This is a genomic window from Arthrobacter sp. DNA4 (assembly GCF_024362385.1).
Lineage (GTDB): Bacteria > Actinomycetota > Actinomycetes > Actinomycetales > Micrococcaceae > Arthrobacter.
Window position 1 is genome coordinate 4,452,190 of record NZ_CP101466.1, and the last position, 25,716, is coordinate 4,477,905.

The following is a 25,716-nucleotide window of genomic DNA, read 5'->3' on the forward strand; positions in this document are numbered from 1 at the left end:
CCGATACAGAACAAGAGGTTCAACGTGGCACCGAAAAACCTGCAGGAAGTCCTCGACGCGTCGAAAGGGGCGGTTGACCTCCTCCGCAACTCCCAGATCGGCTCCTACATCTACCCGGTGGTCCCGGCCGACTTCCAGAACTGGATCAAGGAGCAGACCGCCTGGCGGCAGACGGCCGTCCTCTACGACCAGTCCCACCACATGGACAACCTGTTCCTGAAGGGCCCGGACGCGATCAAGCTGATCACCGCCACCGCCATCAACTCCACCGCCACCTTCCCGGTGAACAAAGCCAAGCAATACGTGCCCACCACCGAGTCCGGACATGTCATCGGAGACGGCATCCTCTTCCACGAGGCGGAGGACGAATACGTGTACGTCGGCCGGTCCCCGGCAGCCAACTGGCTGCTCTACCACGGCGAGACGGGCGGCTACCGGGACCTGGACATCACCGTGGACCGGCGCTCACCGTCACGGCCGTACGGCCACCCCGTGACCCGCCAGTACTACCGCTTCCAGATCCAGGGACCCAACGCCTGGCAGGTCATCGAGAAGCTCAACGGCGGCGCACTGGAGCAGCTCAAGTTCTTCAACATGTCCACCATGGCCATCGCCGGGACCACCGTCCGCACCCTGCGGCACGGGATGGCCGGCGCACCGGGCCTGGAAGTGTGGGGCCCGTACGCGGACCACGACCGCATCCGCGACGCCATCGTGGAGGCCGGCGCCGAGTTCGGGCTGGTGCCCGTGGGCTCCCGGGCGTACCCGTCCAACACCCTCGAGTCCGGCTGGATCCCGTCGCCGCTGCCGGCCATCTACACCGGCGAAGCGGAGCGCGGCTACCGCGAATGGCTGCCCGCTGACGGCTACGAAGCCACCGGAACCCTGGCGGGCTCGTTCGTGTCCGCGAACATCGAGGACTACTACCTGACCCCGTGGGAGCTGGGCTACGGCTCGTTCGTCAAGTTCGACCACGACTTCATCGGCCGCGACGCACTCCAGAAGATCGACCCCGCCGCGCAACGCAAGAAGGTCACCCTGGCCTGGGACGCGGAGGATGTCACCTCCATTTTCGCGTCGCTGTTCAACGTGGACGGACCAAGCTACAAGTTCTTTGACCTGCCCCTGGCAAACTACGGCTCGGCCAACTATGACTCGGTGGTGGACGCCGACGGAACCGTGGTGGGCTACTCGATGTTCACCGGCTACAGCGCCAATGAACGCCGGGCCCTGTCGCTGGCCACCATCGATCCCAACGTCCCGGAAGGCACGGAACTGAAGGTCGTGTGGGGTGAGCCCAACGGCGGAACCGCCAAGGCCGCCGTCGAACCCCATGTGCAGACTGAAGTGCGGGCCGTGGTCAGCCCCGTGCCCTACTCCACCGTGGCGCGCGCCACGTATCACGGCGGGTGGCGGACGAACTACCAGTCGGCCTAGGCTGGGGACGCCGGAGTGCGGGGGCGCGGGCGCCCCCGCACCTTCCTTGAGCCCTTGGAGGAGTACCGCATGAGCCTTCGGTACGCGCTGCTTGCGCTGCTGCGTGTGGGCCCGCTGTCTGGCTATGAACTGCAGAAGCAGTTCTCCATGTCGGTGGGGCACGTGTGGCATGCCCCCGATTCCCAGATCTACCCTGAGCTGCGCAAGATGGAAGCGGAGAACCTCATCGAGGGTGAGGAGCAGCCCAGGGGCCAGCGCGCCACCCGCCGGGTCTACCATGTCACGGACGCGGGGAACCAGGCCTTCCTCGAGTGGATGCAGACCCCGTTGGAGTACGCGCGGGTCCGCGATCCCGCCCACCTGCGTGCCGCCTACCTTGAGGCGGCATCCCCGGAGACGGCCAGGGAGTTTTTCCGCCGGCACCAGGAGCAATGGGAGGCCGAGCTCGCCCAATGGGAGGGTGAGCTCCAGCGCATCGCCCAGGTGGAGAACCCGATGCTGGTGCGCCGCCTGGCCGTGACCGATCCGGCTGACCGCGAACGGACCATTGCGTTCAAGCGGTTCACCTATGAGGGCCTGGTGGACCGGGCCCACGCGGAGATCGCGTGGGCCCGGCGCGGGCTGGAACTGGTGGACAGCCTGGAATCCCCGGGCGGCGCCAGGCCGGTGCCAAGCGCCGCCCGGAGCTGATCAGCCAAAGTTCTCGGCAGTTGCATAGCCCTTGCCGTTGTACTTCTGCACCACCACCGAGGACACCGCCGGCTGGCCATCCACCGTGGTGTTGACCGACGTACCCTCCAGCATCAGTGGCGCCTTCAGGTCCTTGATGTCCCGCAGCGCCGTCATGAAGCTGTCCCGCGTGGGCTCCTTCATGTTCTGGAACGCCTTCTCAAGGGTGGCCCCCACCATGTAGCTCCACATGCAGTGCGGGAAGGCCGGCATGTCCGGGTAGTTCCCGTACTTCTTCAGTTCGTCGAGGAATTTGACGACGTCGGGGTCCTTGGCGAACGCCGGGCTCTGCGGTGCCTTGGCAAAGGACACCGAGTAGATTCCGGGGTAGGCGGAGGCGCCGCCCGGTTCGAGGATCGCCGTGGGGCTGGACGTGTTGGAGGGCAGGAACCAGCTGGGCTTCCAGCCGATCTGCTGCGCCTTTTGCAGTGCCGCGATGGTGAGCGGCGTGATGGACATGGCGTTGAAGAAGACGTCAGCCCCCGAGGAGGCCAGTTGGGTGAGCTGGGCATCCACGGACGTGTCGGTGGCCTCATAGGTCTGCTCCCCCACCACCGAAATGTTGGACGCCCCCTGGATGGCCTCCTTGAAGCCCGAGACGTATCCCTTGCCGTAGTCATCGTTCTGCGACAGGATGGCCACCTTGTGCTGCGCACCCGACTTCGCCAGGAGCTTTCCGAACGCGGCACCCTCATTCTGGTAGACGGGGACGAAGCCCAGTTGCCAGGGGCTCTGCTTCCGGTCGCTGAACAGTGGGTCACCGGTCATCACCAGCACCTGCGGGACCTTCTGGCTGATGGCCGCGTCGCGGAATGCCCGGTTGGTGGGCGTCCCCAGGCCGGCGGTGGCGGCAAACACGTTGTCGGACACCATCTGCTGGAAGTTGGCCAGGGACTTTTGCGGGTCGTAGGCGTCGTCGTAGGACTTGATGTTCACGGTGCGCGTCTTGCCGTCACCAAACTTCACACCGCCGGCGGCGTTCGCGGCCCCGAAGTACGCCGAGACCCCGGCAACCGTGCACTTGCCCGGTCCGGCGGTGGCGCCGCTGAGCGGCGTGGTGATCCCAAGCGTGATCGCCGAATCCGTGATCCCCGGAGAGGATGCCGAACCGCCGCCCTGGCCGCCGCTGTCACCCCTGCATCCGGACAGGGAGAGCGCGACGGCGGCCGTCACGGCAACGATGCCAAGTACCCCGCCGGGCTTCTTTCTCATCTTCATGGTCCATCTTGCCTCTCTGTTTGTTCGTGTCCCTCCAGCGCACTGTCCGGTACCGGACGGTGGGCTGGAGCGGTCTGCTGGGAGGTATCCGCTGCAGGAGCCGCCGGGGAGCCGGCAGCGGTGGAGTGGGCGGCGGTGGAGCGGGCGGCGGAGCGGCCACCGGCGGCGCCGGTCCGGCGGGCCAGCCTGCGGACCACCCTGGGGATGCTGACCAGGCCGCCGGGCAACAGGAACAGCACCGCGAGGAGGATGGCACCCTGGCTGATGGTGGTGAGGTTGGGATCTATGGCGTTGGTGAGTTGCGGAACGAAGACGTAGTAGGCGCCGCCCAGGAGCGAACCCGCGATGCTCCCGGCGCCGCCGATGACCATGGCGGCCACGAGGCTGATGGAATGGCCGAAACTCAGGGTCTCCGGCGAGGTGTACTGCACGGCTGCGAGGTACAGGAAGCCGCTGGCACCGCCGAAGATGGAGGCGATGGTGAAGGCGAGGACCTTGGTCCGGTAGGGCGAAATGCCCATGGAGGCCGCAACAGCCTCGTTTTCCCGGACGGCCGCGAATGCCCGCCCGTACTTGCCCCGGACCAGGCTCCGCGCCAGCAGGAAAGCCGCGGCCGCCACCGCCAGGACGATGTAGAACTGCCATTGGTCGTTGTCCAGGCCGGACCAGTCCGGGGCGTCCGTGAACCGCGCGGAGATCCCCTGCGAGCCGCCGGTAAATTCGGAGAGGCGCTTGGCCAGTGGCACCCCGACGATCGGGAGGGCGATGGTGACCATCGCGATGGCGAGGCCGCCCAGGCGGGCGGCGGCAAGGGCCACCAGCAGTCCCACCACGCCGGCAACGGCGCAGGCGGCGGCGAACACCAGCAGGATGTTCCAGCCATGGTTGACGCCGTACGCGGTGACATAGGCGCCCAGCCCCACGAAGAAGATCTGCCCGAGGTTGACCTGGCCTGTGTAGCCCATGACGATATTCAGCCCGAGCACCGCCACGGCATAGACACCGATGCGGACCAGCGTTTGGTTCGCAAAGGCCGGCAGGGCCAGTGGGGCCACGAGCAGCACTATGGCCACGACGGCGGCGAGGACTATCCGGACCCATGGCCTGCGGGCAGTGGCGGCAACGGCACTCATCAGACCCTCACCACGACCTTTCTGCCGAACAGGCCCTGGGGACGAACGATGAGGATGACGAAGATCAGCGCGAAGGGCACGGCGATCTTGAGGTCGTGGCCGATGAGGGGAATGTACACGGCCACCAGGTTTTCCAGGACACCGATCGCGGACGCCGCTACCACGCAGCCGATGGGGCTGGTCAGGCCGCCGAGGATCACGGCGGCGAGCGCATAGACCAGGGCCGTGTCCAGCATGCCGGGCGTGAGGGTCAGCTGGGGAGCCACGAGGACGCCGGCGATCGCCCCCAGGGTGGCCGCAAGTCCCCATCCCACCATGAGCAGGCGGCCCACCGGCAGGCCGGAAAAAGCGGCCGACGCCGGGTTGTCGGCAACGGCGCGCAGGGCCAGTCCCAGCTTGGTGCGCAGGAAGAGCAGCTGCAGGACCACCATGATCACCACGATGGTCACGGCGGTGGCAAGGGACCTGACGCTGACCACCGCCCCGAGGATTTCAACGCTGGTCAGCGGGAAGAGCGACGGGAACCCCAGGTTGTTGTAGCCCCAAAGGACTGCGCAGATGCCGGTGACCAGGGTGAGCAGGCCGATGGTCACCACCACTGCGGTGTCCGGATCCCCCCGTTCAAACCGCCGGATCAGGAACCGTTCCACCAGTGCGCCGAAGAGGAAGGACAGGACAATGGCAAGGATGATGGCCAGGATGAGCGGCAGGCCGAGTTCCACGAACACGTAGGCGATGTAGGCGGACACCACCGCCATGCCGCCCTGCGCGAAGTTGATCAGGCCGGTGGCCTGGTTCACCAACACGATTGCCAGGGCCAGGGCGGCGTAGATGGAACCGGTGGCGAGGCCGTCAACGACGAGTTGGATGAAGGTTCCCATGCCGGTCAGCCCCCCAGGTAGGCGCGGCGGATTTCGTCCATGCCCTTGAGTTCGGCCGAGGTTCCGGTGAGGACGTTCCGGCCCGTTTCCAGGACCGTGGCGGTGTCCACCAGGGAGAATGCGAGGTTCGCATTCTGTTCCACCACCAGCATGGCGATCCCGGACTCGAGCCGCAGCCGGCGGATGGCCTGGTAGACCGCCTTGGCAGTGCTGGGCGCCAGCCCCAGCGAGGCTTCGTCCAAAAGCAGCAGTTTGGGTTTGGCCATGAAGGCGCGGCCCACCGCGAGCATCTGTTGTTCGCCGCCGGACAGTGCCGCCGCCCGCGAGCCCACCCGGTCCTGCAGCTGCGGGAACAGGTCAAGGCAGTAGTCGATGTCCCCGGCGATGGCTTTCCGGTCTTTGCGCAGGTAGGAGCCCACCATCAGGTTCTCGCGCACGCTGAGCTGGCCCAGTGTGCCCCGGCCCTCGGGCACGTGGGCTATGCCCAGCGCGGCCACCTGGTCCGGCCGGAGGCCCCGGATGTCCCGGCCATCGAACCTGATCCGTCCACCGGTCCTGACGCTGCCGCTGATGGCGCGGAGCGTGGTGGTCTTGCCCGCCCCGTTCGCGCCCAGGATGCCCACGGACCCGCCGTCCGGCACGCTGAGCGAGACCCCGTCCAGGACCTGCACGGGCCCGTAGGACGCTGTCACGTCCGTGAGTTCAAGCAGCGTCATCCGCGGCGTCCCTCCCAATGTAGGCCTCGATGACGCGGGGATCGGACTGGGCCTCCGCCGCGGTTCCCGACATCAGCTTCCGTCCGTGGTCCAGGACCACCACCTGGTCGGTGAGCGCGGAGATGAGTCCCATGTGGTGCTCCACGATGATGATGGTGACGTCCTGCTCGGCGCGGAGGCGCTTCACGGTGGCGATGAGTTGTTCGACTTCCCCGTGGGAGAGCCCGGCTGCCGGCTCGTCGAGAAGAAGCAGGGCGGGCCTGGAAAGAAGGGCCCGCCACAGCTCGATGCCTTTATGCAGCCCGTGGGAGAGTTCGTCGGCTGGCACATCCGCCGCCCAGCCCAGCCCGGCCTTGGCAAGGAGTTCGAGCGCCTCGTTACGGACGGCGCGCTCGGCCCGGACGGTGTAGGGCATCCTCAGCGCCCAGGAGACCGGGCCGCCGGGCAGCCGCGTGTGCCCTCCGAGGAGCACGTTCTGCAGCACTGTGGTGTTTAGCTGGAGCGCAGGATGCTGGAAGGTGCGCGCAAGTCCAAGGCGGGCCATCCGGGAAGGGGCACTGCCGGAAACCTCGGTTCCGTCGATGGAAATCGATCCGGAGCTTGGCCGGTAATGGCCGCTGATGCAGTTGAACAGGGAGGTCTTGCCGGCACCGTTAGGGCCTACCAGGCCAAAGATCACGCCGGGCTCGACGTCGAAGCTGACGTCCTGCAGCACCTTGACCCCGCCGAAGTGGAGGCTGACGTCCTTGAGGCTCAGGCTCGCGGCCACCCTGTACCTTCCTGTCGCATCATCGCTAGGAATGGGTGCAGTTGATCACCACTGCACGAAACCGACGGTACGGATCGCGGACGAAATTGTCAACGATTTTGGAATCGTTTGGCGGTCAGGACCCCAGGCGCGGCTCAGCCACCCGCAACGGACTGGATTACCAGCACTTCCTGGCCGGGTTGGACCTCGGTGTCCAGGCCCTGCAGCCGCCGCACTTCGTCGCCGCCCACATAGATGTTCACGAATCTGCGCAGGGCCCCGGTTTCATCGCGGAGCCGCCGGCCCAGCACGGCATAGTCCGAGGCCACCGCGTCAAGCAGGTGTGCCACCGTCACCGGCCCGTCGGCCCGGGTGGACAGGACGGACTGCCCGCCGGCCAGCGGCTGCAGGACACCGGGCAGCAGCAGCGAGATCTCAGGCACCGGCCACCACTGCCGCCCGGACGCAGAGGACGTCCGGCAGGTGCGACGCCACTTCCGTGAAAGTCTCCCCTTCGTCCGCACTCGCGTAGACGGTCCCGCCGCGGGTACCGAAGTAGACGCCGGCGGGTTCGGCGGTGTCCACCGAGGCGGCGTCCCTGAGCACGCTGTTGTACTCCTGCCCGGGGAGCCCGGTGCTGAGCCGCTTCCAGCTGTTCCCGGCGTCGTCCGTGCGGTGGACGGCGAGCTTTCCGTCGGGAGGAATGCGTTCGCCGTCGGCCTTCAGCGGAACAACCCAGGCGGTGCCGTCCCTGCGCGGATGCGTCAGCATCACGAAGCCGAAGTCCGCGGGCAGGCCCTCCGCGATGGAGTTCCAGCTGTCGGCATTGTCGTCTGTCCGGTAGACGCCGTGGTGGTTCTGGGCGTAGAGGCGTCCTTCCACCACAGCATCAGCGGCAATCTTGTGGACGCACTGGCCGAACTCGGGGTTGGGGTCCGGCATGAAGTAGGCCGAGATGCCCTTGTTGCGCGCCTCCCAGGACGTGCCGCCGTCGAGCGAGCGGTACACGCCGCCGGTGCTCATGGCGACGTGCACAGTTTCACCCGCAGGGTCCACCACGATGGAATGTGCCGCCGCACCGCCATAGCCAGCTCCCCATTCACTGCGGTGCGGGTGGTCCCACAGGCCCCGGTTCAACTCGAAGTGCTCGCCGCCGTCCGTGGACTTCCAGACGGAGATGGGCTCGGCGCCGGCCCACACCACTCCGGGACGGGACTCGGCGTCCGGGTAGATCTGCCACACACGGTCCAGGGCTGCGCCGGTGTCCTCGGGAAACGTGATGGCGCCATGCTCCGGCTCGGACCAGGTGGCGCCCAGGTCATCGGAGTGTGCAACCGTGGGCCCCCAGTGCGGGCTGCGGACGCCCACCAGGATGCGGGTGCGGCCCTCTCTGGTATCGATTCCGATGCTGGGGATTTCAGCCATGAGGAAATGCGGGCCGGTGAAGGACCACTCCCGCCTGTCCCGGCTTGTGGCGAGCCACAGCCCTTTCTTGGTGCCGATTGCCAGGAGGAATGATTCTGCCGCCGTTGCCATGCGGACCATGCAACCACCGCAGTGGCCAAGGCGCAACGGGTTCAGGCCCCCTTCGGCTCCCTGAACTGCCGGCGGGCGGGATCAGTCCACGAATTCCGACTGGGTCTCGATGAAGTCCCAGTCTGCGGCGGTCAGCACTGCAGCGGGATTGCCGGGGTGGGGGCCGCCCGCCTCCGCGATCCCCTGGAGCACCGGAAGCGGCAGTTCCGCTGAATGGAGGTTTTGCCGCAGCCACTCCTTGCTGGCGAGGTCCAGGTCCAGCCACCACATGAAGATTTCCACGATTCCCCCTCCTTGCTTCACTTAAAACGTTAGGCGCGGCCCACCCGGCGGACAAGGTCCCCGGCGCGGAAGCAGGTGGCGCGGCCCGGGTTTAGGGTACTGGCAGGTAACTTGGTCCCGGGGAAAGACGAGTACCCCCTACTGGCGACTGCCCCGGGCGGCGCCCCTAGCCTGAAATCTCAAGGCAAGCTGACCGTGCTGCTGGGGCATACGGCGCCACCGCTGGCACGTCCCCGCCATGGTCCGTTTCACACATATATGGGGAGAAATCATGAAACGCACCTTAGCCACACTGGGGGTGGTTGGGCTCGGCCTGATCAGCCTCACGGCGCCCGCCATGGCCGCGGGGGAGAAAGTCACCGTTTGCCACAGCGACGGCATCAGCTGGGCACCTTTGGAATTCAGCATCAACGGGCTGGGCGGCCACGACCAGCATCCGCTGGACATCATTCCGCCGACATCCAATACGCCGGGCAAGAACTGGACCAGCGCCGGAAAGGCACTCTACGTCGCCAAGTGCGCGCCGCTGCCGCCCGGCGAGGTGCTCGACCCCGTGGATCCGCCCGTCGTCGTCGACCCTCCCGTAAGCCCTCCCGCCACGCCGCCCGCCGAGGAACCCCCGGTGGTGGCGCCTCCTACGGAGCAGCCGCCCGTGGTGACCCCGCCGGCCCAGGAGACGCCCGTCGTCGTCGACCAGCCCGCGGAACAACCCCTGGTGCAGCCTCCAGCGGAGACCCCTGTTGCGGAAGCCCCTGCGGTGGTGCCGCCGGCCGCGGTGGCCCCGGCAGCTGTACCCGCCCAGGCAACGCCTGCCCAGCAGGCCGCGGCTCCGAAGGCAGCCCCCGCCGCAGCGGCCGCCAGTGTGGGGACCAACCAGGGCTACAACGCCCAGACGGCTGTGGGTTCCGTTGACGGCGCGCCCGGCTGGCTTGCAGGTGTGGGAGCGCTGGCCGCCGCGGGAGCAGCAGTGGCAGTACGCCGCCGGCCACGTCCGCTGCACACCGCCGGCTAGCCCGGCATCCGCCACTTCCCGTGGCTTCCCGACAAGGAAGGCGTCCTGCCAGTGCCCGGCAGGGCGCCTTCCTTCCCATCCAGCCCAACCCTTAAGGAATGCCATGCCACAGGGGAACGCCATGCGACAGGACCGACGCCGGCACGCGGGGCCCGGGCGAAGCATCACCAGGCGGCAGTCGTGGCGGCGGTGGAACCGGGGCGACCTGGCCATCCTTTGTTGCGGCATCCTCGCCTTCCTGTCCTTTACGGTTGGCGCTCCCCTGTTCCACCCGGCTCCGCTGCTGGCCGCCGGCAGCGTCTCCGCTTCGGCCCGCAGCGTTCCCGTTGCCGCCGGGTCCCCTGCCGCCGGACCCCTTGCCGCCGGACCCCTCGGTGCCGCGGCTCCCATTGCGGAAACCGGCGTGCCACAGCCGCCAGCCGCGGCCGCCCAGGCTCCGGCCCCACCGGCGGCGGACGCACCTGACCTTCCGCCGGCCGCCCCGCCCCTGCACATCCGCTATCCGGCAGCCGCCTTCGACGTAGCCGTCCAACCCCTGGACCTGGACGGCGAAGCCCAGTCCAGCCGCACCATAGAGCCCCCTGCCACCAAGGACGGGTACTGGCTCACGGCCTTCGGCATCCCCGGAAAGGGCTCCGGCAACACCACCTACGTCATCGGCCACAGCTGGGAGGGCGCGGACGCCCCCTTCAACCATTTGAGCTCGGCGGCCGCCGTTGGCGACCTGCTGGATGTCCAGACTCCGGCCGGAACCATCAGCTATCACGTGGACAGCGTCACGACCTACCTGAAGTCCGGCCTCAAGGACAGCCCGGTCTGGGACATGGTGCCCAACCGGCTGGTCCTCATCAGCTGCTACACAGAGGATCCGTGGGGCAAGAACGTCGTGGTCACCGCCTCCCCCGCCGTTCCCTAGCACCGCACCGCGGTGTTCCCGGGACGGGCCCGGGCCCAACGTACCTGTTCAGGCGGCCTTGGGCGGGCGGACAATGGGCAGCATGACGTGGGAACATTTCGACGGGGCCCCGCTGCTGGTGGGGATCATGCCCAAACAGCACCCGGAGGTCATCCAGACCGCGGCCGTCCTGGCTGCCCGGCTGGGCGCGCCCCTGGTCTGCGCGTACGTGGATGAAGCCAGCTACCTCGTGGAGTGGGACCCGGCCCGCTCCGCCCACCGCCTTTCCCGCCACCCGGACGCTGATGACGACATGCTGGAACTCGCAACGGAGCTGAAAGCAGAGGTCCAGGCCACCGTGGACAAGCTGCCCGGCGGCAGCCCCCCAGAGTGGTCCTTCCGCACCCTTACGGGAGACGCGGCCCGTGCACTGGGGCAGCTGGCCGCGGAAGTGGATGCCCCCATGATCATCGTGGGAACCTCGGAACGTGGATTGTCCCATCGCCTCTCCGAGGCTTTGGGCGGGTCCGTTGGGTCTTGGCTCAGCCACCATCAAAGCTTACCGGTGCTGTTGGTTCCCTACCGGATGCCGGCCCATGAGGACCGGCTATGACCGGCGCAGCCGGGGCAGAATGCCTCCGTTCCGGACGTGATTAAAGTAAAGCGAAAGTAGTTATTCGCGGTGCTGGCGCAGCCCCGTACCAGCCAGTAAGCTGATTCAAGCAAGGCCGATCCACCCAGGTGGAAGCCGGAATTGCCCAAAAGCTGCTCCGGAGTGCGTATCCCCCAATAACGCACTCCGGAGCTTTTTTGTGCCCTGACGGACCAGGAGACGCGCGTGCCCCGCCTCCCTGCAGATACCCCTAGGGGGTACTTGCGCTGATACCCCCAAGGGGTATATGTTGGCTCCATGAACGCTACCGAAGAAGCGGTTGCGGCCGCCGAACAGCCGGCCGGGGAGGATGGCGCTGCCCCGCAGCACGGGTACACGGGAAACAAGGACGCGTACCTGCGGCGCCTGAAGCGCATTGAGGGCCAGGTGCGGGGCATTGCCCGGATGGTGGATGAGGACAAGTACTGCATCGACATCCTCACCCAGGTTGCCGCCGTCACCAAGGCCCTGCACGCCGTGAGCCTTGGGCTGGTCGAGGAACACATCGGCCACTGCGTAGTGGGGGCGGCCTCCGAGCCGGACCCCGACGCACGCGCAGAAGCCATCGATGCCAAGGTAAAGGAAGCTGCCGACGCCATCGGCCGACTGCTTCGCTGACAAAACCTTTCGCTGACACAACCCTCACACCAACCCGGCCACCGCCGGCACCACATGAAGGAGCAAGCCATGAGCACCACCTCCCCCACCACCACAACCATCAGCGTCTCGGGCATGACCTGCGGACACTGCGTGTCGGCAGTCAGCGAAGAACTCGAAGCCCTTGAAGGCGTTGAAGCAGTGAGCGTGGACCTGAACGCCGGCGGCATTTCCACCGTTACCGTCACTTCAGCCAAGGAACTGTCCCCCGCGGAAATCGGCGAAGCCGTAGCCGAAGCCGGCTACCTGGTGGTTGCCAACGAAGCCTAGAAACCCTTCCACTACCGGAAAGCTGACAATGAGCCACCAGGAACTGCTCCACCCGCCGGGCACCCGCGTCGTCGAACTCGACATCGAAGGGATGACCTGCGCGTCCTGCGTCAACCGCGTGGAAAAGAAGCTTGGCAAGCTCGACGGCGTGGCTGCAACGGTCAACCTGCCACTCGAGTCGGCCTACGTCACGGTCCCGGACGGCGTCACCGACGAACAGCTGGTGGATACGGTTAACGCGGCCGGTTACAAGGCACATGTGCGCCAGCAGCGCCCTACGGGCCCGGAAGCCGGGGCCGCGGCTGAACCCGCCCCAATCCCCGCGTCCCTGCTGCGCCCGCGCCTCATCCTTGCGGCGGTCCTGACCGTCCCGGTGTTCCTGGTCAGCATGGTCCCGGCGTTCCAGTTCGCCAACTGGGGCTGGGTGGCGGCGGTGCTGGCGCTGCCGGTGGTCACGTGGGCTGCGTGGCCCTTCCACCGCGCGGCGGCCATCAACGCGCGGCACTTCGCTTCCACCATGGACACCCTGGTGTCCCTCGGGGTGGCGTCAGCGTACCTGTTCTCGGCCTGGGAGCTGCTGGCGGATCCGCGCATGACTGAGCACCCTGGCATGGAGGGCATGTCCGGCGGCCTGTACTTCGAGGTGGCGTCCGTTGTCACCACTTTCCTGCTCCTGGGCCGGTACCTGGAGGCCAACGCCAAGCAGAAGGCCGGCGACGCCCTCCAGGCCCTGTTGAACCTGGGCGCCAAGGATGCCACAGTCCTGCGCAACGGCAACGAAGAGAAGATCCCCGCCGACCTGCTGCAGGTGGGCGACGTCCTGGTGGTCCGCCCTGGAGAGAAGATCGCCACCGACGGCGTGGTGGTGGACGGCGCCTCGGCCGTTGACGCCTCACTGGTGACGGGTGAATCAGTCCCCGTGGAGGTGGGGCCGGACAGCCGCGTCACCGGCGCCACCATCAACACGTCCGGCCGCCTGCTGGTCCGCGCTACCCGGGTTGGTGCCGAAACCACCCTTGCCCAGATGGCGCGGCTGGTGTCGCAGGCCCAGACCGGCAAGGCACCGATTGCACGGCTCGCGGACCGGATCAGTGCGGTCTTCGTGCCGGTGGTCCTGGCCCTGGCGGTCGTGACGTTCGCGCTCTGGCTCCTCCTCGCCGGCCCGGCCGCTGACGGCGACCACCTTCGGCAGGCGTTTACGGCCGCCGTCGCCGTGCTCGTCATTGCCTGCCCCTGCGCACTCGGCCTGGCCACGCCCGTGGGCCTGCTGACGGGCACCGGCCGCGGCGCGCAACTGGGCATCCTGATCAAGGGCCCGCAGGTCCTTGAAGACACCCGCACCGTGGACACCATCCTGCTGGACAAGACAGGCACGGTCACCACCGGCGTCCTGGCCGTGGATGCCACGGCAGCGTTCCCTGGCTTCCTGGAAGGGGACGTCCTCCGGCTCGCCGGAGCCGTTGAGGCAGCCTCCGAGCACCCGGTGGCCCGCGCCATCGCTGCCGCAGCTGCCGCGGCCCCGTCCACGGGTGCCACGGACGACGCCGGCACGTTGCCTTCCGTGCAGGGGTTCAGTTCCGCGCCGGGCGGCGGAGTGTCGGGAACCGTTGAGGGCAGGGCCGTGATGGCCGGGCGGCGCGGCTGGCTGGAGCAGAACGGGATCGTCCTGGACGCCGGCCAGCGGGCCACGCTCGGATCGGCGGAAGCGGGCGGCGCAACGGCGATCTGCGTCGCCGTGGACGGGAAAGCCGCCGGAATCATCAGCCTCAGGGACACCGTCAAGGCGGGGTCCGCGGCCGCCGTCGACCGGTTGAAGGAACTGGGCCTGCGGCCCATCCTGCTGACCGGTGACAACGCCGCCGTGGCCGCCCAGGTGGCTGCCGCCGTCGGCATCGCTCCGGACGACGTCTACGCCGGCGTCCTGCCGGAAGGAAAGGTCGAGGCAGTCCGGAAGCTTCAGGCCGGCGGTGCCACGGTGGCCATGGCCGGGGACGGCGTCAATGACGCTGCGGCGCTGGCGCAGGCCGACTTGGGAATTGCGATGGGGTCGGGCACGGATGTGGCCATCGAAGCCGCGGACCTGACAGTGATGGGCAACGACCTCGCCCAGGTGGCGCAGGCCATTGAGCTGTCCCGGAAGACCCTGGGCACCATCAAGACCAACTTGTTCTGGGCGTTCTTCTACAACGCGGTGGGCATCCCGGTGGCCGCCCTGGGGCTGCTCAATCCGATGATTGCCGGCGCCGCCATGGCCGCCAGCTCGGTCCTGGTGGTGACCAACTCGCTGCGGCTGCGGAGCTTCGGCAAGTAGCCTCCCCGGCGGCTAACCCCCTGGGGTCAGGCCACGCCGTACCGCACCGCGGCACGCGCCTTGGCCTTGGCCGCTTCCGCGTCCCGGTCCTTGGGCGGCGCCTGCGTCACCAGCGCATCCAGCAGGTGCTGCGTGATGTGCGCGATCTCATGCACGGCGTCGTCAAAGGCCTCCTGGTTTGCCTTGGACGGCTTGGTGCTGCCGCTGATCTTGCGGACGTACTGCAGCGCGGCCGCGTGCACTTCCTCGGACGTGGCATGCGGCTCGAAGTTATGGAGGGTTCGGATATTCCGGCACATAACGCCATGCTAGGCTCTTCCAACGCCTGGGATCGACCCTTTTTTCATGGTCTTCACCCGGCGTCCCTGGGGAGCCCGGCATGGGCAGGGCTGCCCATCGACACTGTTTGGGGGCCGGGATAGGTTTTAGGCAATGGATCTTCCGGATGAGCCGGGGGGCCGCTGGGGATGCCGATCTGGTTCGGATCCACACACCTAACAAGGAGAAACTGATGGCTATTTGGGGTGCAGACGTTGAGCAGCTTCGCCAGCTCGGCAGCAAGCTTCAGGCAGGTGCGTCCGAGATCGAGACGCAGAAGTCCACTCTCACGAAGGTTCTGAGCAGCACCAACTGGGAAGGTCCGGACGCCACCAAGTTCCGCAACGAGTGGTCCGGTACCCACACCGCCATGCTGACCAAGGTTGCCGAGGCACTGAAAGAAGCCGGCTCACAGGCCAAGCGCAACGCCGAAGAGCAGAGCCAGGCCTCCCACTAGGCTTTACCGCCAACAGGCGGGGGCAGGGACACCACCAGGTGTCCCTGCCCTTTTGTGTTTGCCCACGACGACGGCGCGCGCGTGCTTAAGGGACGGGCTCGACGTCGTTCGCGTGCTCCAGCGGCGACGCCTGGACATTCATACCCGCTTCGCCTGCGGAGGCGCGAAGCTCGTCAAGCCGCACCAGGATCACACCGCCGACAATCAGGACTCCCCCGAGGAGCTGGATGGCGCCGGGAAGTTCCCCGAGCAGCAGCCACGCCCACAGGACGGCGAACAGGACCTCGGTGAGCGAGACGAAGGATGCCACTTTGGAACCGAGGGCGCGGGCTGCCATGATGCCCGACGTGTAGGCGAGTACCGTGGCCAGCACCACCAGCCCGGCAAGCGAGACCCACCACGGGGTGGTCCAGGGTCCAAGGGTGGTGTCCGCGGTGCTGAAGGCCATGGGCAGCAGGCCGGTCGCCGCGGCCAGCCACATCACGGCAGCGCCCGTCATCAGTCCCCCTGACGCCAGCACGAGGGGAGGCAGGTTGTCGTTTTCCTTGGCGGTGATGAAGAAGTAGATGGCCAGGCACACGGCGGCCGCCATCCCCCAAAGGACCCCCACCAGATCCACCTTGACGGCTCCCGTGAGGTCCAGGACCAGCACCAGCCCGGCCAGGGACAACAGTGTCCCCCCGGAGGTCAGCAGCCGGGGGCGCCGCCGGCTCGCGGCCCAGAGCCACAGGACGATGATCACCGGGGCCAGGTACTCCAGCAGGAGTGCCACGCCCACGGACAGCCGTGCCACTGCGTTGAAGTAGAACAACTGGCAGGCCGCCACGCCAATGAGCCCGAACAGCACGATGGTGAGCCAATTGTCCCTCAGCTGGTGCCACCTGCCCCTGAGCGCGAAAGCGGTAAGCAGCGCAAGGATCAGGGCAGCACCCGTCAGGCGGGCGGTGACGGCAGCTCCCGGCGACCAGCCGGTCTCCAGCAATGACTTGGCAAAAGATCCGGACAGGCCGAAGACCGCAGAAGAGAAGAGCGCAATCCCCAGCCCGGATGCCAGGAAGCCGGGGCGCCCGGCGGGCAGCTCCGTGGTGGGGATATGGTTTTTGGCGGCAGGCACCGTCGCCTCCTGTCAGGAGTAAAGTGGGGTAATGCTCATGACATTACGCCCGGGTGCTGTAAGGAGTCAACATGGTCTTCGCCCCTGACACTGAGGTGGCGCTGCGGACGGTGGTAAACCTCATCAATACCGCCGCGAATGGCAGGGAGGGGCTGTCCTCGGTTGCGGATCTGGATGCCTTCCTGGCCGCCGAGGGGTTTTCCGGGGGGCGGGCCGGGGATGCCGCGGAACTGGAGAGTGTGCGGCAGCTGCGCCGTGAACTGGCGGCGGTATGGACAGCGGATGAGGATGCCGCCGTTGACACCGTCAACCGGCTCCTGCGGGACGCAAACGCACTGCCGCAGCTGATGAAACACGACGGCTGGGACTGGCATCTGCATGCAACGGCACCGGAGGCTCCCCTGGCGGACCGGATGAGTACCGAGGCGGCCATGGCGCTGGCAGACGTGATTCGCGGCAAAGAGATGGAGCGGCTGCGCACCTGCGAATCCGAGGACTGCGATGCCGCCGTGCTGGATCTGAGCCGCAACCGGTCAAAGCGGTATTGCGACACGGGGAACTGCGCTAACCGCGCCCACGTTGCGGCCTACCGGGCCAGGCAGGCGGCCACCAACTAGCAGGCCGGCGCGCCCCGCGTTCCATTGTGCGCCGGTTTGCCCCTAGCGCTGGGGCGTGCCGTCGGCGCCGTCGCCGGATGCCGGCGGGTTCTGGCTGCCCGGAGCACCAAAGCCATGGCCGGACCCTCCGTGGGGAGATGCTTTGGGCGCCGAGCTCAGGTTCACGCCCGAACCCTTGCCCAAGTGTTCGGCGTTCTCCTTGTAGCTCATCGAGAGCATGGCCGCGATCACCAGGGTCACGATAAAGGCGATGCCGGCCGCCGTGAAGGCGAGGTCGAAGCGGGGCGCCCGGGCGCTTCCCCCGGAGGCGAAGATCAGCACTGCAACGAAGGCGACGACGGCCCAGAAGGCCGAAAACATCAGCGGCCCCTTCACCGAGGTCCGCAGCTTGCGCGGTTTTCCTTGATGCTGGTCAGCCACGGTGGTTCCTCCCTGCAGGCGGCGCACGGCCGGCCTGGTGTACGAATTGCGGTTTCGCACCCGATTTTCTACAGAAAGTAGAAGGGCGCTCCTCCTAGTTTACGGCTTTCCTGCGCCGCCCCGGGCATCGTGCCGCAGCGTCAGGCCGGACAACACCCACAGGACACCGGAAATGATCGCCCCTCCACCGGCCACGCCCAGCAGAGCGTGGGCGCCGAGGTTGATGAAGAACGGCAGCAGCACCGCTGTTCCAATCCCGATGATCCCGGACGCTATCCAGTCGCGCGCCAGGACGTGACGGCCCCTGTGCCGCAAGCCGCAGGCAAGCTCGAGGACACCGGCCACACCGAGGCCCAGGGCGGCAATCACCCCGAACACCAGGTCGCTGTGCAGCAGGAGCACCACCACGCCTGCGCCGGCGGAGGAGGCCCCGGCGAAGGACAACATCTTCCCCGGCGCCGACTTCTGCGCGATCCCTGCCGCGGGGATGGCGCGGAGGGAAACCACTCCGGTGGCCAGGAGATAGAGGCCGCCGGCCCAGCCCATGACCTCCACGGAAGGCGAAGTCCAAAACACCGTCACGGCACCGAATGCCAGGGCAGCAGCCGAGCGCAGCAGGACCGGCTTCCAGAGGTCGTTACGGGGGGCAGTTCCCGGGGCAGCGCCCGCAGGGGTGGATGGTTGCGTCACCGGTCCAGTTTAGTGGGGGCTGCCGGAAGGTCGAACCGGGCACTGCGCCCGGGCACAGCAAAGCTGTTCAGGCGGACCCCAGGACCATCCAGCGGTCGGATCGGGCGCGCACGCCCAGCGTGAGTGCCCGCGCGGCCATGTATCCCACGCCAAAAGCGGCCCACAGCCAGCCCAGCCCTGCGGCGCCGGTGGCACCAGAGATTGCCACCCAGGCCAGCAGCGGCACGTAGACGGCGATGTTCACCAGCCCGGCAAGGGCGAGGTACCGGGCGTCCCCCGCGCCGATCAGCACCCCGTCCAGGACGAAGACGTAGCCGGCGATGGGCTGCCCGGCAGCCAGGACCCAGAGGGCGACCGTGAGCGCCGACTGCACCTGGGGATCCGGGGTGAACAGGGCCCCCGCCCAAGGGGCAACCACGGCCAGCAGCAGGCCCGTCACCACGCCGAACCCCGCGCCCCATCTGATCATGGTGCCGGTCAGGAGCCTGGCCCTGCCGGCATTCGAAGCGCCCAACTCCTTCCCGATGAGCGCCTGCGCGGCGATGGCCAGGGCATCCAGGGCGAACGCCAGGAAGGAAAAAATGGTCATGGCCAGCTGGTGGGCGGCGAGGTTGACCTCACCCTGGGCCGTCACCACCAGCACCGTGGCCAGGATGGCTGCCCGCAGGCTGAGCGTGCGCAGCATGAGCCAGGATCCGACGCGGGTCATGCTGCGGATCCCCCGCCAGCTGGGCAGCAGGCTTACGCCGTGGCGTACGGCGTTCCGGCGCACCATCACCACATAGACCGCAGCCATGGCCCATTGGGCGACGCTGGTGCCGATCGCCGAGCTTACCACGGACAAGCCCAGGCCATAGACCAGCCACAAGTTCAGCACAATGTTCACACCGAATCCGGCCGTCGCCACCACCAGCGGGGTCCGGGTGTCCTGCAGCCCGCGCAGCACACCGGTGCCGGCGAAGATCAGCAGCATCGCCACCAGGCCCGGCATGGACCAGCGGAAATAGTCGATGGCAAACGTACGGGCACTGCCTTCCGCGCCCAACAGGTCGATGAGCGGTTCGGCCGCGGCGAACCCGGCCACCGCCAACAGTACGCCGAGGAGGGCTGCCAGCCACACGCCGTCGCGCCCTGCCGCCAGCGCCTTGCCCAGCTGCCCTTCGCCGATGGCGCGCGCCACGGCGGGCGTCGTGGAGTAGGCCAGGAAGACCATCAGTCCGACGGCGGTCTGCAGCACGGCTGACGCCAGCCCCACACCCGCGAGCTGGGCGACGCCGAGATGCCCCACGATGGCGGAGTCAGCCAGCAGGAAAAGGGGTTCAGCCACCAGCGCCCCGAACGCAGGGACTGCGAGGCGGAGAATCTCGCGGGCAGGGGCGCGGGTGCCGGCCGCGGCGGCAAGGGCAGGTTGTTGGGGCACGTTGCCAGCTTAACCGCGCGTGCCGGCCGGAACGCGTCCGGCATGACAAACCCCACAATCAGGGCAACTTAGTTGACACTTCAACTATATATCGGGAACAGTGGAAGGCATGAACAAGCAAGCACTGACCACGACCGCCCTTGCCGCCCTCCGCATCATCCTTGGCTTCCTCTTCGCAGCCCACGGCTGGCAGAAGTTCAATGAATGGACCATCGCCGGCACCCAGGCTTCCTTCGCCAAGATGGGCGTTCCGGCCGCCGACGTCATGGCCCCCGCCATTGCGGTCCTGGAACTTGCCGGCGGTATTGCCCTGATCCTGGGGATCCTCACCCGCGTGGTGGCCGCCCTCCTCGTCCTGGACATGCTGGGCGCCCTGTTCCTGGTGCACGCGCCTGCCGGCGTGTTCGCGGCAAACGGAGGCTACGAACTCGTGCTGCTGCTGGCCGCGGCATCCTTCGCCCTGGCCCTCACCGGAGTAGTCCGGCTCTCCCTGGACCGCGCCCTCTTCGGCCGCCGCCCGGAGTCCCGCCTGGCGGTCCTCGCCTAGCAGCTCCCGCATGACCCGAACGACGGCGGCAAGGCACCCACGGCGCCCTGCCGCCGTCGGACTTTTAAGCTGCGCCTTGGCTTTGTTGCAGCGCCAACCGGCCGGTAACCGGGGCCGCCAGTAGGATCGCAGCATGACTGAGACCGGCCGTCCCAACTCCGTAACCCTCCGCTTCCTCGCCGCTCCCACCGACGTTGGGCACAGCGGCTCGGTGGATGCCGGCACGGTGCTCGAGTGGGTGGACAAGGCCGCCTACGCCGCAGCGGTGGGGTGGGCCAAGTCCTACTGCGTAACCGCCTATGTGGGAAACATCCACTTCGCCGATCCCGTCAACAGCGGGGACATGGTGGAGGTGGAAGCGACCATCGTCTATACCGGCCGGTCCTCCATGCACATCCACACCGTGGTCTCTTCCGGGGATCCGAAAGGCGGCCCGGCCACGATGCGCAGCCAGTGCATGGTGATCTTCGTGGCGGTCGGGGCGGACGGCAAGCCCATCCCGGTGCAGCAGTTTGAACCAGCCACCCCTGCCGAGATCGAGCAACGGGACCACGCACTGGCCCGGATCAAGGTCCGCGAGCAGATTGTGGAAGCTATGAACCGGCAGGAATATACGGACGCGGGCACGGCCGAACGCGTGACGCTGCGGTTCATGGCCGCCCCGACTGACGTGAACTGGGGCGGCAAGGTCCACGGCGGCATCGTCATGAAGTGGATCGACGAAGCCGCGTACGTCTGCGCCTCCCGCTACTGTGGCCGGGACACCGTGGCGGTCTTCTCCGGCGGCGTGCGCTTCTACCGGCCCCTGCTGATTGGCCACGTTGTGGAGGTGGAGGCACGGCTGGTGTACACGGGGACCAAAGGCATGCACATCGCGGTCCACGTCCGTTCCGGCGATCCCAAGGGCCGGGAGTTGAACCTCACCACCTATTGCCTCACCGTGATGGTGGCGCGCGACGACGACGGGAACTCGGTGCCCGTCCCGGCATGGGTGCCGGTCAGCGAGGAAGACAAGCGGCTCCACGCCCATGCCCGCGAACTCCTCGAAATCCGGGGCACGGCACCGGGGAACCGCCTGCCGAACCACCTTCTCGCCCCAGGGGGACCTGCCGGCAGCGCCCCGTCCCGCTCCGGGAGCGAAGGCTCCTAGAAGCCGCCACCGCCGCCGGCGTCGCCCGCCATATTGGCAAAGCGGGAGTAGTGGCCCTGGAATGCCACCACAATGTCCTTGGTGGGGCCGTTACGGTGCTTGGCCACCAGGATGTCCGCCTCCCCGGCGCGGGGCGATTCCTTGTCATATACGTCTTCGCGGTGGAGCAGGATGACCATGTCGGCATCCTGCTCGATGGAACCGGACTCACGGAGGTCCGACACCATGGGGCGCTTGTCCTGGCGCTGTTCCGATCCACGGTTCAGCTGGGACAGGGCGATCACGGGAACCTGGAGTTCCTTGGCGAGGAGCTTCAGCGCACGCGAGAACTCGGAGACTTCCTGCTGGCGGGACTCCACCTTCTTGCCCGAGCTCATGAGCTGCAGGTAGTCGAGGATAACCAGCTTGAGGTCATGCTGCTGCTTGAGCCGTCGGCACTTGGCCCGGATTTCCATCAGGGACATGTTCGGGCTGTCATCGATGAACAGCGGGGCATCGTTCATCCTGCCCATGGTGGTGGCAATCTTGGACCACTGCTCGTCCTTGATGGTTCCCTTGCGGAGGTCCTGGAGCCCAATGGTGGCTTCGGCGGACAGGAGGCGCATGGCGATCTCGTTCCGGCCCATTTCCAGGGAGAACATGACCGTGGAGAGGTTGTTCTTGATGGCCGCGGACCGGGCGAAGTCCAGGGCGAACGTTGACTTACCAACGGCGGGGCGCGCAGCGATGACGATCATCTGTCCGGGGTGGAGCCCGTGGGTCAGCTCATCGAGTTCGTAGAACCCGGTAGGGACACCGGTCATGCCCTCCCCGCGGTGGCCGGACGCCTCTATTTCGTCCACCGTGGACTCCATGACGTCCTTCAACACCACGTAGTCCTCGGCGGTGCGGCGTTCAGCCACGGCGTAAACCTCCGCCTGGGCCTGGTTGACCAAGTCCTCCACCTCGCCGTCGGAGCCGTAGCCCAGCTGGACGATCTTGGTGCCGGCGTTCACCAGGCGGCGAAGCACCGCACGTTCGGCCACGATCTCGGCGTAGTAGCCGGCGTTGGCTGCAGTGGGCACGGTCTGGATGAGCTCGTGCAGGTAGGCCGGGCCGCCGATCCTGTTGATCTCGGCACGCTTGGTCAGTTCATCGGACACCGTAACGGCGTCCGCAGGCTCCCCGCGGCCGTAGAGGTCGATGATGGCCTCATAGATGGTCTCGTGCGCCGGGCGGTAGAAGTCCTGGCCGCGGAGGATTTCAACAACATCCGCGATGGCGTCCTTGGAGAGCATCATGCCGCCCAGGACCGATTGTTCGGCGGCGATGTCCTGTGGCGGCTTCCGGCTCGCGTCCGATCCACGGGTTGCCTCAACAGGGTCCAGATGCGCGATTGACAAAGCTGCCGTCCTCCATTTGTTCCGGGCGTTCGGCCCGGTGATCCATCCTGTTCACGGCCTCCGACAACCGGATCCGCCACCCATCCAGGTCTACCCGCAGGCCCTGACAATCAAGCTCCGGGGTCCGGAAACCAGCTCCGGGCCGGAGTTATCCCCAATATCCACAGCTTTTCCACAGAGAGACGTGGGAGGCGGCGCGAAGAGCCCCGAAAACCGAACTGGGGGCCCTGTTTCGACTGTGGAGAACAGGTACCCCGCTACGCTAGCCCCCACGGCGCCACCCGCAAAGCCGGCAAGGCGCACGCCCTGTGGATAACCTGTGCAGTATGCGGCATAGCTTGTGCACAGCCTGTGGGGAACTCTGTGGATACCAAATTTTTTTAGCCCGCTTTCCGCGTCTGACCTGCGGAAACAGGATTGCCAGCTTGTGGAGTAAATATTTCCTCCAAGGAATTTCATCCACAGGCGCTGACGGGGATATGCAGCGGCAGGAGGGTTGCAGGGTCCCCGGAGCGTGCCTCTCCGCGGGCTCGTGGTGCTCCTCATATTCCATGCCGGAAGTTTGACTGCCGAGCACCCGGCCCTGTATGCGCACAGTTGAATATTGCTGTGGATAAACCCAATCTGGATTAAGCTCTACATATGGGCGATCTCCTGCTGGTGCTGTTGCCGGCGATAGCTTTAGTGGCGCTCATCTGGGGCATTGCCACCGCGTTACGGCCGCGTGATGCGGGAACGTCGGAAGCCGACAAATACCAGCGCGAGCTTGCCGAGCGCTCGGCACGCCACTACGCAGCCCAGGTCCAGGCTGCCACCGCCGCCCGGGCCCGCCTGGCGGCGGCCACCCACCCCAGCCAGAACGCCCAGCAGCACAACCAGCAGCAGGAACATATCCGGCCGGGTGGCCAGCAAAGCAACGGCACCTGGCAACGGCCAGGAAGTACAAAGAACGGCTCATGAAATGGAATCCCTTATGGTCCCCGTCCTAATCCTGCTCGCGGTGGTTGCGGCGGTCCTGGTGGCATACAGCGCCGCCCGCAGGCGCAAAGCCGCGCACGGTACGGCCCCGTCCCAGCCCGCCGCCACACCCCAGGAACTGGCCCGGACAGCTGCCGGGCGCCTGACTGAGGAGCAGCACCGGCGGATCTATGCCCTGATCGCGCAAGGCCAGGCCATGGCCGCCATCAAGCTGTACTACGAGGTCACCGGTGAGGGGCTGCGGGCTTCACGCGACGCGGTGGGCGCGTTGGCGGCGCACCCCCAGCCCTACCTGAGCAAGGAGCCCGCACAGATCATCGAGGAGGACGACGACGAGCCGCAGCGGTTTCCGTACCGCTACCGGGCGATCGCCAGCAAAGGCGACGTGACCCGGGAAGTCAGCAGCAACATGCTCAATGACGAGATCTACGGGAGGATCCGCACGCTGGCCCGGAGCGGCGACACTGAGGCGGCGGCCACGGCGCTGACGCGGCACTCCGATATCTCGCTGAAGCAGGCCCGGGAATTCATCGCGCTGCTGGACGACTAGCGGGATCCGGAAATACCGGCCAGCAACTGCTCGAACGGGAGGGATTCCAGCGGGGCGGACTTCCGGCCCGGCTGAAGCCCCTCCAGCAGGCGGGTGAAATCGCCGGCGGCACGTTCGATCCGGTCCGCGAGGGATGCCCCGCCTTCCTCGGCGGTTCCCCAGTCCTGGGGCCCGGCGAAGACGCCGGTGGCCGCAATGCGCGTCCGAAGGTAGCTGAACAGAGGCCGCAGAGCGTAGTCCAGCACCATCTGGTGCCGGTCCGTTCCGCCGGTGGCGCCCAGCAGGACTGCCTTGCCGTCCAGCGACTTGGGATCCAGGACGTCGATGAAGGACTTGAAGAGACCACTGTAGGAGGCGCTGAAGACCGGGGTCACGGCTATGATTCCGTCCGATGCCTCCACGCCCGCGATGACGTCCGCCAGCCTCGGAGCGGCGTAGCCGGTGACGAAGTTGTTGGCGATGTCCACGGCCAGGTCGCGGAGCTCGACGACGTCCACCGCCACCTGGTAGCCGCCTGCCTCAAGCTGCCTCGTGGCGGCCGCCGAAAGCTGGTCGGCCAGCAGCCGGCTCGATGAGGGTACGCCAAGTCCTGCGGAGAGGACGGTGATGCGGCGGGTTTCCATGGCATTCTCCTGGTGCTCGTTCAAATCCATCATACATGCGTTTGCATCTATACCGTTGAACTGCCGCAGGCGGCGGAGTATTCCCGGAGGCCCTGCCGGGACCCTGATTAGAGCAGAACGGTTCCCTGGATGCACGTGGTCGATTCGCCACCCACCCAGATGTCCCCGTCCTCAGCGCTCACGTGGATGCGCCCGGCGCGGCCCAGCACGGTCCCCTGCGAGGCCACATACTGCTCCGGCGCCCTGCCGGTTCCCATCAGCCACTGGGCTGCACCGGCATTGAAGCTGCCGGTGACGGGGTCCTCCGCCATCGCATCACCGGGCAGGAACGTGCGCACCTCAAAGTCGGCGCCGGCGCCGGGAGCGTGTGGCCCTATGACGCCGATTTTAAGGTCGCCCATGGCTGCGTGGTCCGGCTCCAGGGCCAGCACCTGCCCGGCGGACTCCAGCAGGACACCGATCCATTCGGGCCCGTTCACCAGCCAGCACGCGTCAAGGATGTCGCCTGGGGCCACCCGCAGCGCCGCTGCCAGCTGCCGGCGGACGGGCTCCTCCACGGGGCCGGATCGCGTCAGGGGCGGCGCCGCGAAAGCCAGCCTCCCGCCGTCGCGCTTGATCCGGACCAGCCCCGCAGCGCATTCCTGCACCACGCAGCCGTCGGACTTTGGCACCCCTCCGCTTTCCAGCCACGTATGGGCAGAGCCCAGCGTCGGGTGGCCCGCAAACGGGAACTCCTCGGTCCCGGTAAAAATCCTGACCCGGTAGTCGGCGCGGGAATCCCGGGGAGGCAGCAGGAAGGTGGTTTCCGAGAGGTTGGTCCAGTTGGCGAAGTGCTGCATGGTTGCCGCGTCCAGGCCTTGGGCGTCCAGCACGACGGCGAGCGGGTTGCCACGGTAGGCCAGGCCGGCGAAGACATCCACCTGGTGGAAGGGGCGGCGACGGGGGTTCGGGTTCACCGGAGCAGGCTACCACC

The 25,716-nt window shown here is 67.2% G+C and carries 30 protein-coding genes; 14 read left to right on the forward strand and 16 right to left on the reverse strand.

Annotated features, from left to right (window positions below):
* The first annotated feature begins 24 nt into the window (after positions 1-24).
* The gene (locus tag NMQ03_RS20590) at positions 25-1,437 is read left to right on the forward strand and encodes an aminomethyl transferase family protein (protein ID WP_255173757.1); all 1,413 of its coding nucleotides are present in this window, start codon (positions 25-27) and stop codon (positions 1,435-1,437) included.
* A gap of 69 nt (positions 1,438-1,506) precedes the next feature.
* Positions 1,507-2,127: a helix-turn-helix transcriptional regulator gene (locus NMQ03_RS20595; protein ID WP_255173758.1), complete on the forward strand. Its 621-nt coding sequence runs from the start codon at positions 1,507-1,509 to the stop codon at positions 2,125-2,127.
* On the opposite strand, the gene NMQ03_RS20600 is transcribed toward NMQ03_RS20595, so the two are convergent.
* The 8 genes from NMQ03_RS20600 to NMQ03_RS20635 form a co-directional block, all read right to left on the reverse strand.
* Positions 2,128-3,378: an ABC transporter substrate-binding protein gene (locus NMQ03_RS20600; protein ID WP_255173759.1), complete on the reverse strand. Its 1,251-nt coding sequence runs from the start codon at positions 3,376-3,378 to the stop codon at positions 2,128-2,130.
* A 2-nt stretch (positions 3,379-3,380) separates the two neighbouring features.
* On the reverse strand, positions 3,381-4,517 hold the full coding sequence (locus tag NMQ03_RS20605) for a branched-chain amino acid ABC transporter permease (protein ID WP_255173760.1): 1,137 nt from the start codon (positions 4,515-4,517) through the stop codon (positions 3,381-3,383).
* Positions 4,517-5,398, reverse strand: coding sequence for a branched-chain amino acid ABC transporter permease (locus tag NMQ03_RS20610; protein ID WP_255173761.1), 882 nt, complete (start codon positions 5,396-5,398; stop codon positions 4,517-4,519). Before NMQ03_RS20610 ends, NMQ03_RS20605 begins: the two co-directional genes overlap by 1 nt.
* A 5-nt stretch (positions 5,399-5,403) precedes the next feature.
* Positions 5,404-6,114, reverse strand: coding sequence for an ABC transporter ATP-binding protein (locus NMQ03_RS20615; protein ID WP_255173762.1), 711 nt, complete (start codon positions 6,112-6,114; stop codon positions 5,404-5,406).
* Complete coding sequence (locus NMQ03_RS20620) at positions 6,101-6,883, reverse strand: ABC transporter ATP-binding protein (protein WP_255173763.1); 783 nt, start codon at positions 6,881-6,883, stop codon at positions 6,101-6,103. The genes NMQ03_RS20615 and NMQ03_RS20620 overlap by 14 nt, the downstream gene beginning before the upstream one ends.
* A gap of 134 nt (positions 6,884-7,017) precedes the next feature.
* Complete coding sequence (locus tag NMQ03_RS20625; protein ID WP_255173764.1) at positions 7,018-7,305, reverse strand: MoaD/ThiS family protein; 288 nt, start codon at positions 7,303-7,305, stop codon at positions 7,018-7,020.
* Positions 7,298-8,407: an exo-alpha-sialidase gene (locus tag NMQ03_RS20630; RefSeq protein WP_255173765.1), complete on the reverse strand. Its 1,110-nt coding sequence runs from the start codon at positions 8,405-8,407 to the stop codon at positions 7,298-7,300. Before NMQ03_RS20630 ends, NMQ03_RS20625 begins: the two co-directional genes overlap by 8 nt.
* 72 nt (positions 8,408-8,479) lie before the next feature.
* Complete coding sequence (locus NMQ03_RS20635; protein ID WP_255173766.1) at positions 8,480-8,680, reverse strand: hypothetical protein; 201 nt, start codon at positions 8,678-8,680, stop codon at positions 8,480-8,482.
* 271 nt (positions 8,681-8,951) lie between these two features.
* Here NMQ03_RS20635 and NMQ03_RS20640 point away from each other — a divergent pair, with 271 nt between their 5' ends.
* From NMQ03_RS20640 to NMQ03_RS20665, 6 genes are all read left to right on the forward strand, one after another.
* Positions 8,952-9,692, forward strand: a complete 741-nt coding sequence (locus NMQ03_RS20640) for a hypothetical protein (RefSeq protein WP_255173767.1) — start codon at positions 8,952-8,954, stop codon at positions 9,690-9,692.
* A 103-nt stretch (positions 9,693-9,795) separates the two neighbouring features.
* Positions 9,796-10,608 carry a class F sortase gene (locus NMQ03_RS20645; RefSeq protein ID WP_255173768.1) on the forward strand — a complete coding sequence of 271 codons (813 nt, stop codon included), beginning with the start codon at positions 9,796-9,798 and terminating at the stop codon, positions 10,606-10,608.
* An 82-nt stretch (positions 10,609-10,690) separates the two neighbouring features.
* Positions 10,691-11,200: a universal stress protein gene (locus tag NMQ03_RS20650; protein WP_255173769.1), complete on the forward strand. Its 510-nt coding sequence runs from the start codon at positions 10,691-10,693 to the stop codon at positions 11,198-11,200.
* Between the two features lie 297 nt (positions 11,201-11,497).
* Positions 11,498-11,857, forward strand: coding sequence for a metal-sensitive transcriptional regulator (locus tag NMQ03_RS20655; RefSeq protein WP_255173770.1), 360 nt, complete (start codon positions 11,498-11,500; stop codon positions 11,855-11,857).
* 69 nt (positions 11,858-11,926) lie between these two features.
* Positions 11,927-12,166 (forward strand): heavy-metal-associated domain-containing protein, encoded by a 240-nt coding sequence (locus tag NMQ03_RS20660; RefSeq protein WP_255173771.1) that lies wholly within the window; start codon positions 11,927-11,929, stop codon positions 12,164-12,166.
* A gap of 28 nt (positions 12,167-12,194) precedes the next feature.
* Positions 12,195-14,477: a cation-translocating P-type ATPase gene (locus tag NMQ03_RS20665; protein ID WP_255173772.1), complete on the forward strand. Its 2,283-nt coding sequence runs from the start codon at positions 12,195-12,197 to the stop codon at positions 14,475-14,477.
* A 26-nt stretch (positions 14,478-14,503) separates the two neighbouring features.
* Here NMQ03_RS20665 and NMQ03_RS20670 read toward each other — a convergent pair whose 3' ends face one another.
* Positions 14,504-14,776 carry a DUF2277 domain-containing protein gene (locus NMQ03_RS20670; protein ID WP_255173773.1) on the reverse strand — a complete coding sequence of 91 codons (273 nt, stop codon included), beginning with the start codon at positions 14,774-14,776 and terminating at the stop codon, positions 14,504-14,506.
* A gap of 212 nt (positions 14,777-14,988) precedes the next feature.
* Between NMQ03_RS20670 and NMQ03_RS20675 the strand changes: the two genes are divergently transcribed.
* Entirely contained in the window at positions 14,989-15,252 is a 264-nt protein-coding gene (locus NMQ03_RS20675) for a WXG100 family type VII secretion target (protein ID WP_110545130.1), read from the forward strand.
* A gap of 85 nt (positions 15,253-15,337) precedes the next feature.
* On the opposite strand, the gene NMQ03_RS20680 is transcribed toward NMQ03_RS20675, so the two are convergent.
* The gene (locus tag NMQ03_RS20680; protein WP_255173774.1) at positions 15,338-16,366 is read right to left on the reverse strand and encodes a DMT family transporter; all 1,029 of its coding nucleotides are present in this window, start codon (positions 16,364-16,366) and stop codon (positions 15,338-15,340) included.
* A 71-nt stretch (positions 16,367-16,437) separates the two neighbouring features.
* On the opposite strand from NMQ03_RS20680, the gene NMQ03_RS20685 reads away from it, so the two are divergent.
* Positions 16,438-16,983 carry a CGNR zinc finger domain-containing protein gene (locus NMQ03_RS20685; RefSeq protein WP_255173775.1) on the forward strand — a complete coding sequence of 182 codons (546 nt, stop codon included), beginning with the start codon at positions 16,438-16,440 and terminating at the stop codon, positions 16,981-16,983.
* 42 nt (positions 16,984-17,025) lie between these two features.
* Here the strand turns inward: NMQ03_RS20685 and NMQ03_RS20690 are convergent, their stop codons facing one another.
* From NMQ03_RS20690 to NMQ03_RS20700, 3 genes are all read right to left on the reverse strand, one after another.
* Complete coding sequence (locus NMQ03_RS20690) at positions 17,026-17,403, reverse strand: hypothetical protein (protein WP_224023856.1); 378 nt, start codon at positions 17,401-17,403, stop codon at positions 17,026-17,028.
* Positions 17,404-17,502: 99 nt separating this feature from the next.
* Positions 17,503-18,093 carry a hypothetical protein gene (locus NMQ03_RS20695; RefSeq protein ID WP_255173776.1) on the reverse strand — a complete coding sequence of 197 codons (591 nt, stop codon included), beginning with the start codon at positions 18,091-18,093 and terminating at the stop codon, positions 17,503-17,505.
* A 67-nt stretch (positions 18,094-18,160) separates the two neighbouring features.
* Complete coding sequence (locus tag NMQ03_RS20700) at positions 18,161-19,513, reverse strand: MATE family efflux transporter (protein ID WP_255173777.1); 1,353 nt, start codon at positions 19,511-19,513, stop codon at positions 18,161-18,163.
* 109 nt (positions 19,514-19,622) lie between these two features.
* Here NMQ03_RS20700 and NMQ03_RS20705 point away from each other — a divergent pair, with 109 nt between their 5' ends.
* On the forward strand, positions 19,623-20,060 hold the full coding sequence (locus tag NMQ03_RS20705) for a DoxX family protein (protein ID WP_255173778.1): 438 nt from the start codon (positions 19,623-19,625) through the stop codon (positions 20,058-20,060).
* A 133-nt stretch (positions 20,061-20,193) separates the two neighbouring features.
* Positions 20,194-21,210: an acyl-CoA thioesterase gene (locus NMQ03_RS20710; protein ID WP_255173779.1), complete on the forward strand. Its 1,017-nt coding sequence runs from the start codon at positions 20,194-20,196 to the stop codon at positions 21,208-21,210.
* Here NMQ03_RS20710 and dnaB read toward each other — a convergent pair.
* Positions 21,207-22,592 (reverse strand): replicative DNA helicase, encoded by a 1,386-nt coding sequence (gene dnaB / locus NMQ03_RS20715; RefSeq protein WP_159629496.1) that lies wholly within the window; start codon positions 22,590-22,592, stop codon positions 21,207-21,209. The genes NMQ03_RS20710 and dnaB overlap by 4 nt on opposite strands.
* 642 nt (positions 22,593-23,234) lie before the next feature.
* Here dnaB and NMQ03_RS20720 point away from each other — a divergent pair.
* Together NMQ03_RS20720 and NMQ03_RS20725 are read left to right on the forward strand one after the other, a co-directional pair.
* Complete coding sequence (locus tag NMQ03_RS20720; protein WP_255173780.1) at positions 23,235-23,552, forward strand: hypothetical protein; 318 nt, start codon at positions 23,235-23,237, stop codon at positions 23,550-23,552.
* 1 nt (position 23,553) lies between these two features.
* Positions 23,554-24,120: a hypothetical protein gene (locus NMQ03_RS20725; RefSeq protein ID WP_255173781.1), complete on the forward strand. Its 567-nt coding sequence runs from the start codon at positions 23,554-23,556 to the stop codon at positions 24,118-24,120.
* Here the strand turns inward: NMQ03_RS20725 and NMQ03_RS20730 are convergent.
* Both NMQ03_RS20730 and NMQ03_RS20735 read right to left on the reverse strand, forming a co-directional pair.
* On the reverse strand, positions 24,117-24,743 hold the full coding sequence (locus NMQ03_RS20730; RefSeq protein WP_255175689.1) for an FMN reductase: 627 nt from the start codon (positions 24,741-24,743) through the stop codon (positions 24,117-24,119). The two genes, NMQ03_RS20725 and NMQ03_RS20730, sit on opposite strands and share 4 nt — an antisense overlap.
* A 107-nt stretch (positions 24,744-24,850) precedes the next feature.
* A complete protein-coding gene (locus NMQ03_RS20735; protein ID WP_255173782.1) occupies positions 24,851-25,699 on the reverse strand; it encodes a PhzF family phenazine biosynthesis protein in 849 nt (282 codons plus the stop codon).
* Positions 25,700-25,716 lie beyond the last annotated feature (17 nt).

Coding starts and splice junctions, on each gene's coding strand:
- NMQ03_RS20595 (WP_255173758.1), top strand. CDS start 1,507: ATGAGCCTTCGGTACGCGCTGCTTGCGCTGCTGCGTGTGGGCCCGCTG.
- NMQ03_RS20600 (WP_255173759.1), bottom strand. CDS start 3,378: ATGAGAAAGAAGCCCGGCGGGGTACTTGGCATCGTTGCCGTGACGGCC.
- NMQ03_RS20605 (WP_255173760.1), bottom strand. CDS start 4,517: ATGAGTGCCGTTGCCGCCACTGCCCGCAGGCCATGGGTCCGGATAGTC.
- NMQ03_RS20610 (WP_255173761.1), bottom strand. CDS start 5,398: ATGGGAACCTTCATCCAACTCGTCGTTGACGGCCTCGCCACCGGTTCC.
- NMQ03_RS20615 (WP_255173762.1), bottom strand. CDS start 6,114: ATGACGCTGCTTGAACTCACGGACGTGACAGCGTCCTACGGGCCCGTG.
- NMQ03_RS20630 (WP_255173765.1), bottom strand. CDS start 8,407: ATGGTCCGCATGGCAACGGCGGCAGAATCATTCCTCCTGGCAATCGGC.
- NMQ03_RS20640 (WP_255173767.1), top strand. CDS start 8,952: ATGAAACGCACCTTAGCCACACTGGGGGTGGTTGGGCTCGGCCTGATC.
- NMQ03_RS20645 (WP_255173768.1), top strand. CDS start 9,796: ATGCCACAGGGGAACGCCATGCGACAGGACCGACGCCGGCACGCGGGG.
- NMQ03_RS20650 (WP_255173769.1), top strand. CDS start 10,691: ATGACGTGGGAACATTTCGACGGGGCCCCGCTGCTGGTGGGGATCATG.
- NMQ03_RS20655 (WP_255173770.1), top strand. CDS start 11,498: ATGAACGCTACCGAAGAAGCGGTTGCGGCCGCCGAACAGCCGGCCGGG.
- NMQ03_RS20660 (WP_255173771.1), top strand. CDS start 11,927: ATGAGCACCACCTCCCCCACCACCACAACCATCAGCGTCTCGGGCATG.
- NMQ03_RS20665 (WP_255173772.1), top strand. CDS start 12,195: ATGAGCCACCAGGAACTGCTCCACCCGCCGGGCACCCGCGTCGTCGAA.
- NMQ03_RS20670 (WP_255173773.1), bottom strand. CDS start 14,776: ATGTGCCGGAATATCCGAACCCTCCATAACTTCGAGCCGCATGCCACG.
- NMQ03_RS20675 (WP_110545130.1), top strand. CDS start 14,989: ATGGCTATTTGGGGTGCAGACGTTGAGCAGCTTCGCCAGCTCGGCAGC.
- NMQ03_RS20685 (WP_255173775.1), top strand. CDS start 16,438: ATGGTCTTCGCCCCTGACACTGAGGTGGCGCTGCGGACGGTGGTAAAC.
- NMQ03_RS20705 (WP_255173778.1), top strand. CDS start 19,623: ATGAACAAGCAAGCACTGACCACGACCGCCCTTGCCGCCCTCCGCATC.
- NMQ03_RS20710 (WP_255173779.1), top strand. CDS start 20,194: ATGACTGAGACCGGCCGTCCCAACTCCGTAACCCTCCGCTTCCTCGCC.
- NMQ03_RS20720 (WP_255173780.1), top strand. CDS start 23,235: ATGGGCGATCTCCTGCTGGTGCTGTTGCCGGCGATAGCTTTAGTGGCG.
- NMQ03_RS20725 (WP_255173781.1), top strand. CDS start 23,554: ATGGAATCCCTTATGGTCCCCGTCCTAATCCTGCTCGCGGTGGTTGCG.
- NMQ03_RS20730 (WP_255175689.1), bottom strand. CDS start 24,743: ATGGAAACCCGCCGCATCACCGTCCTCTCCGCAGGACTTGGCGTACCC.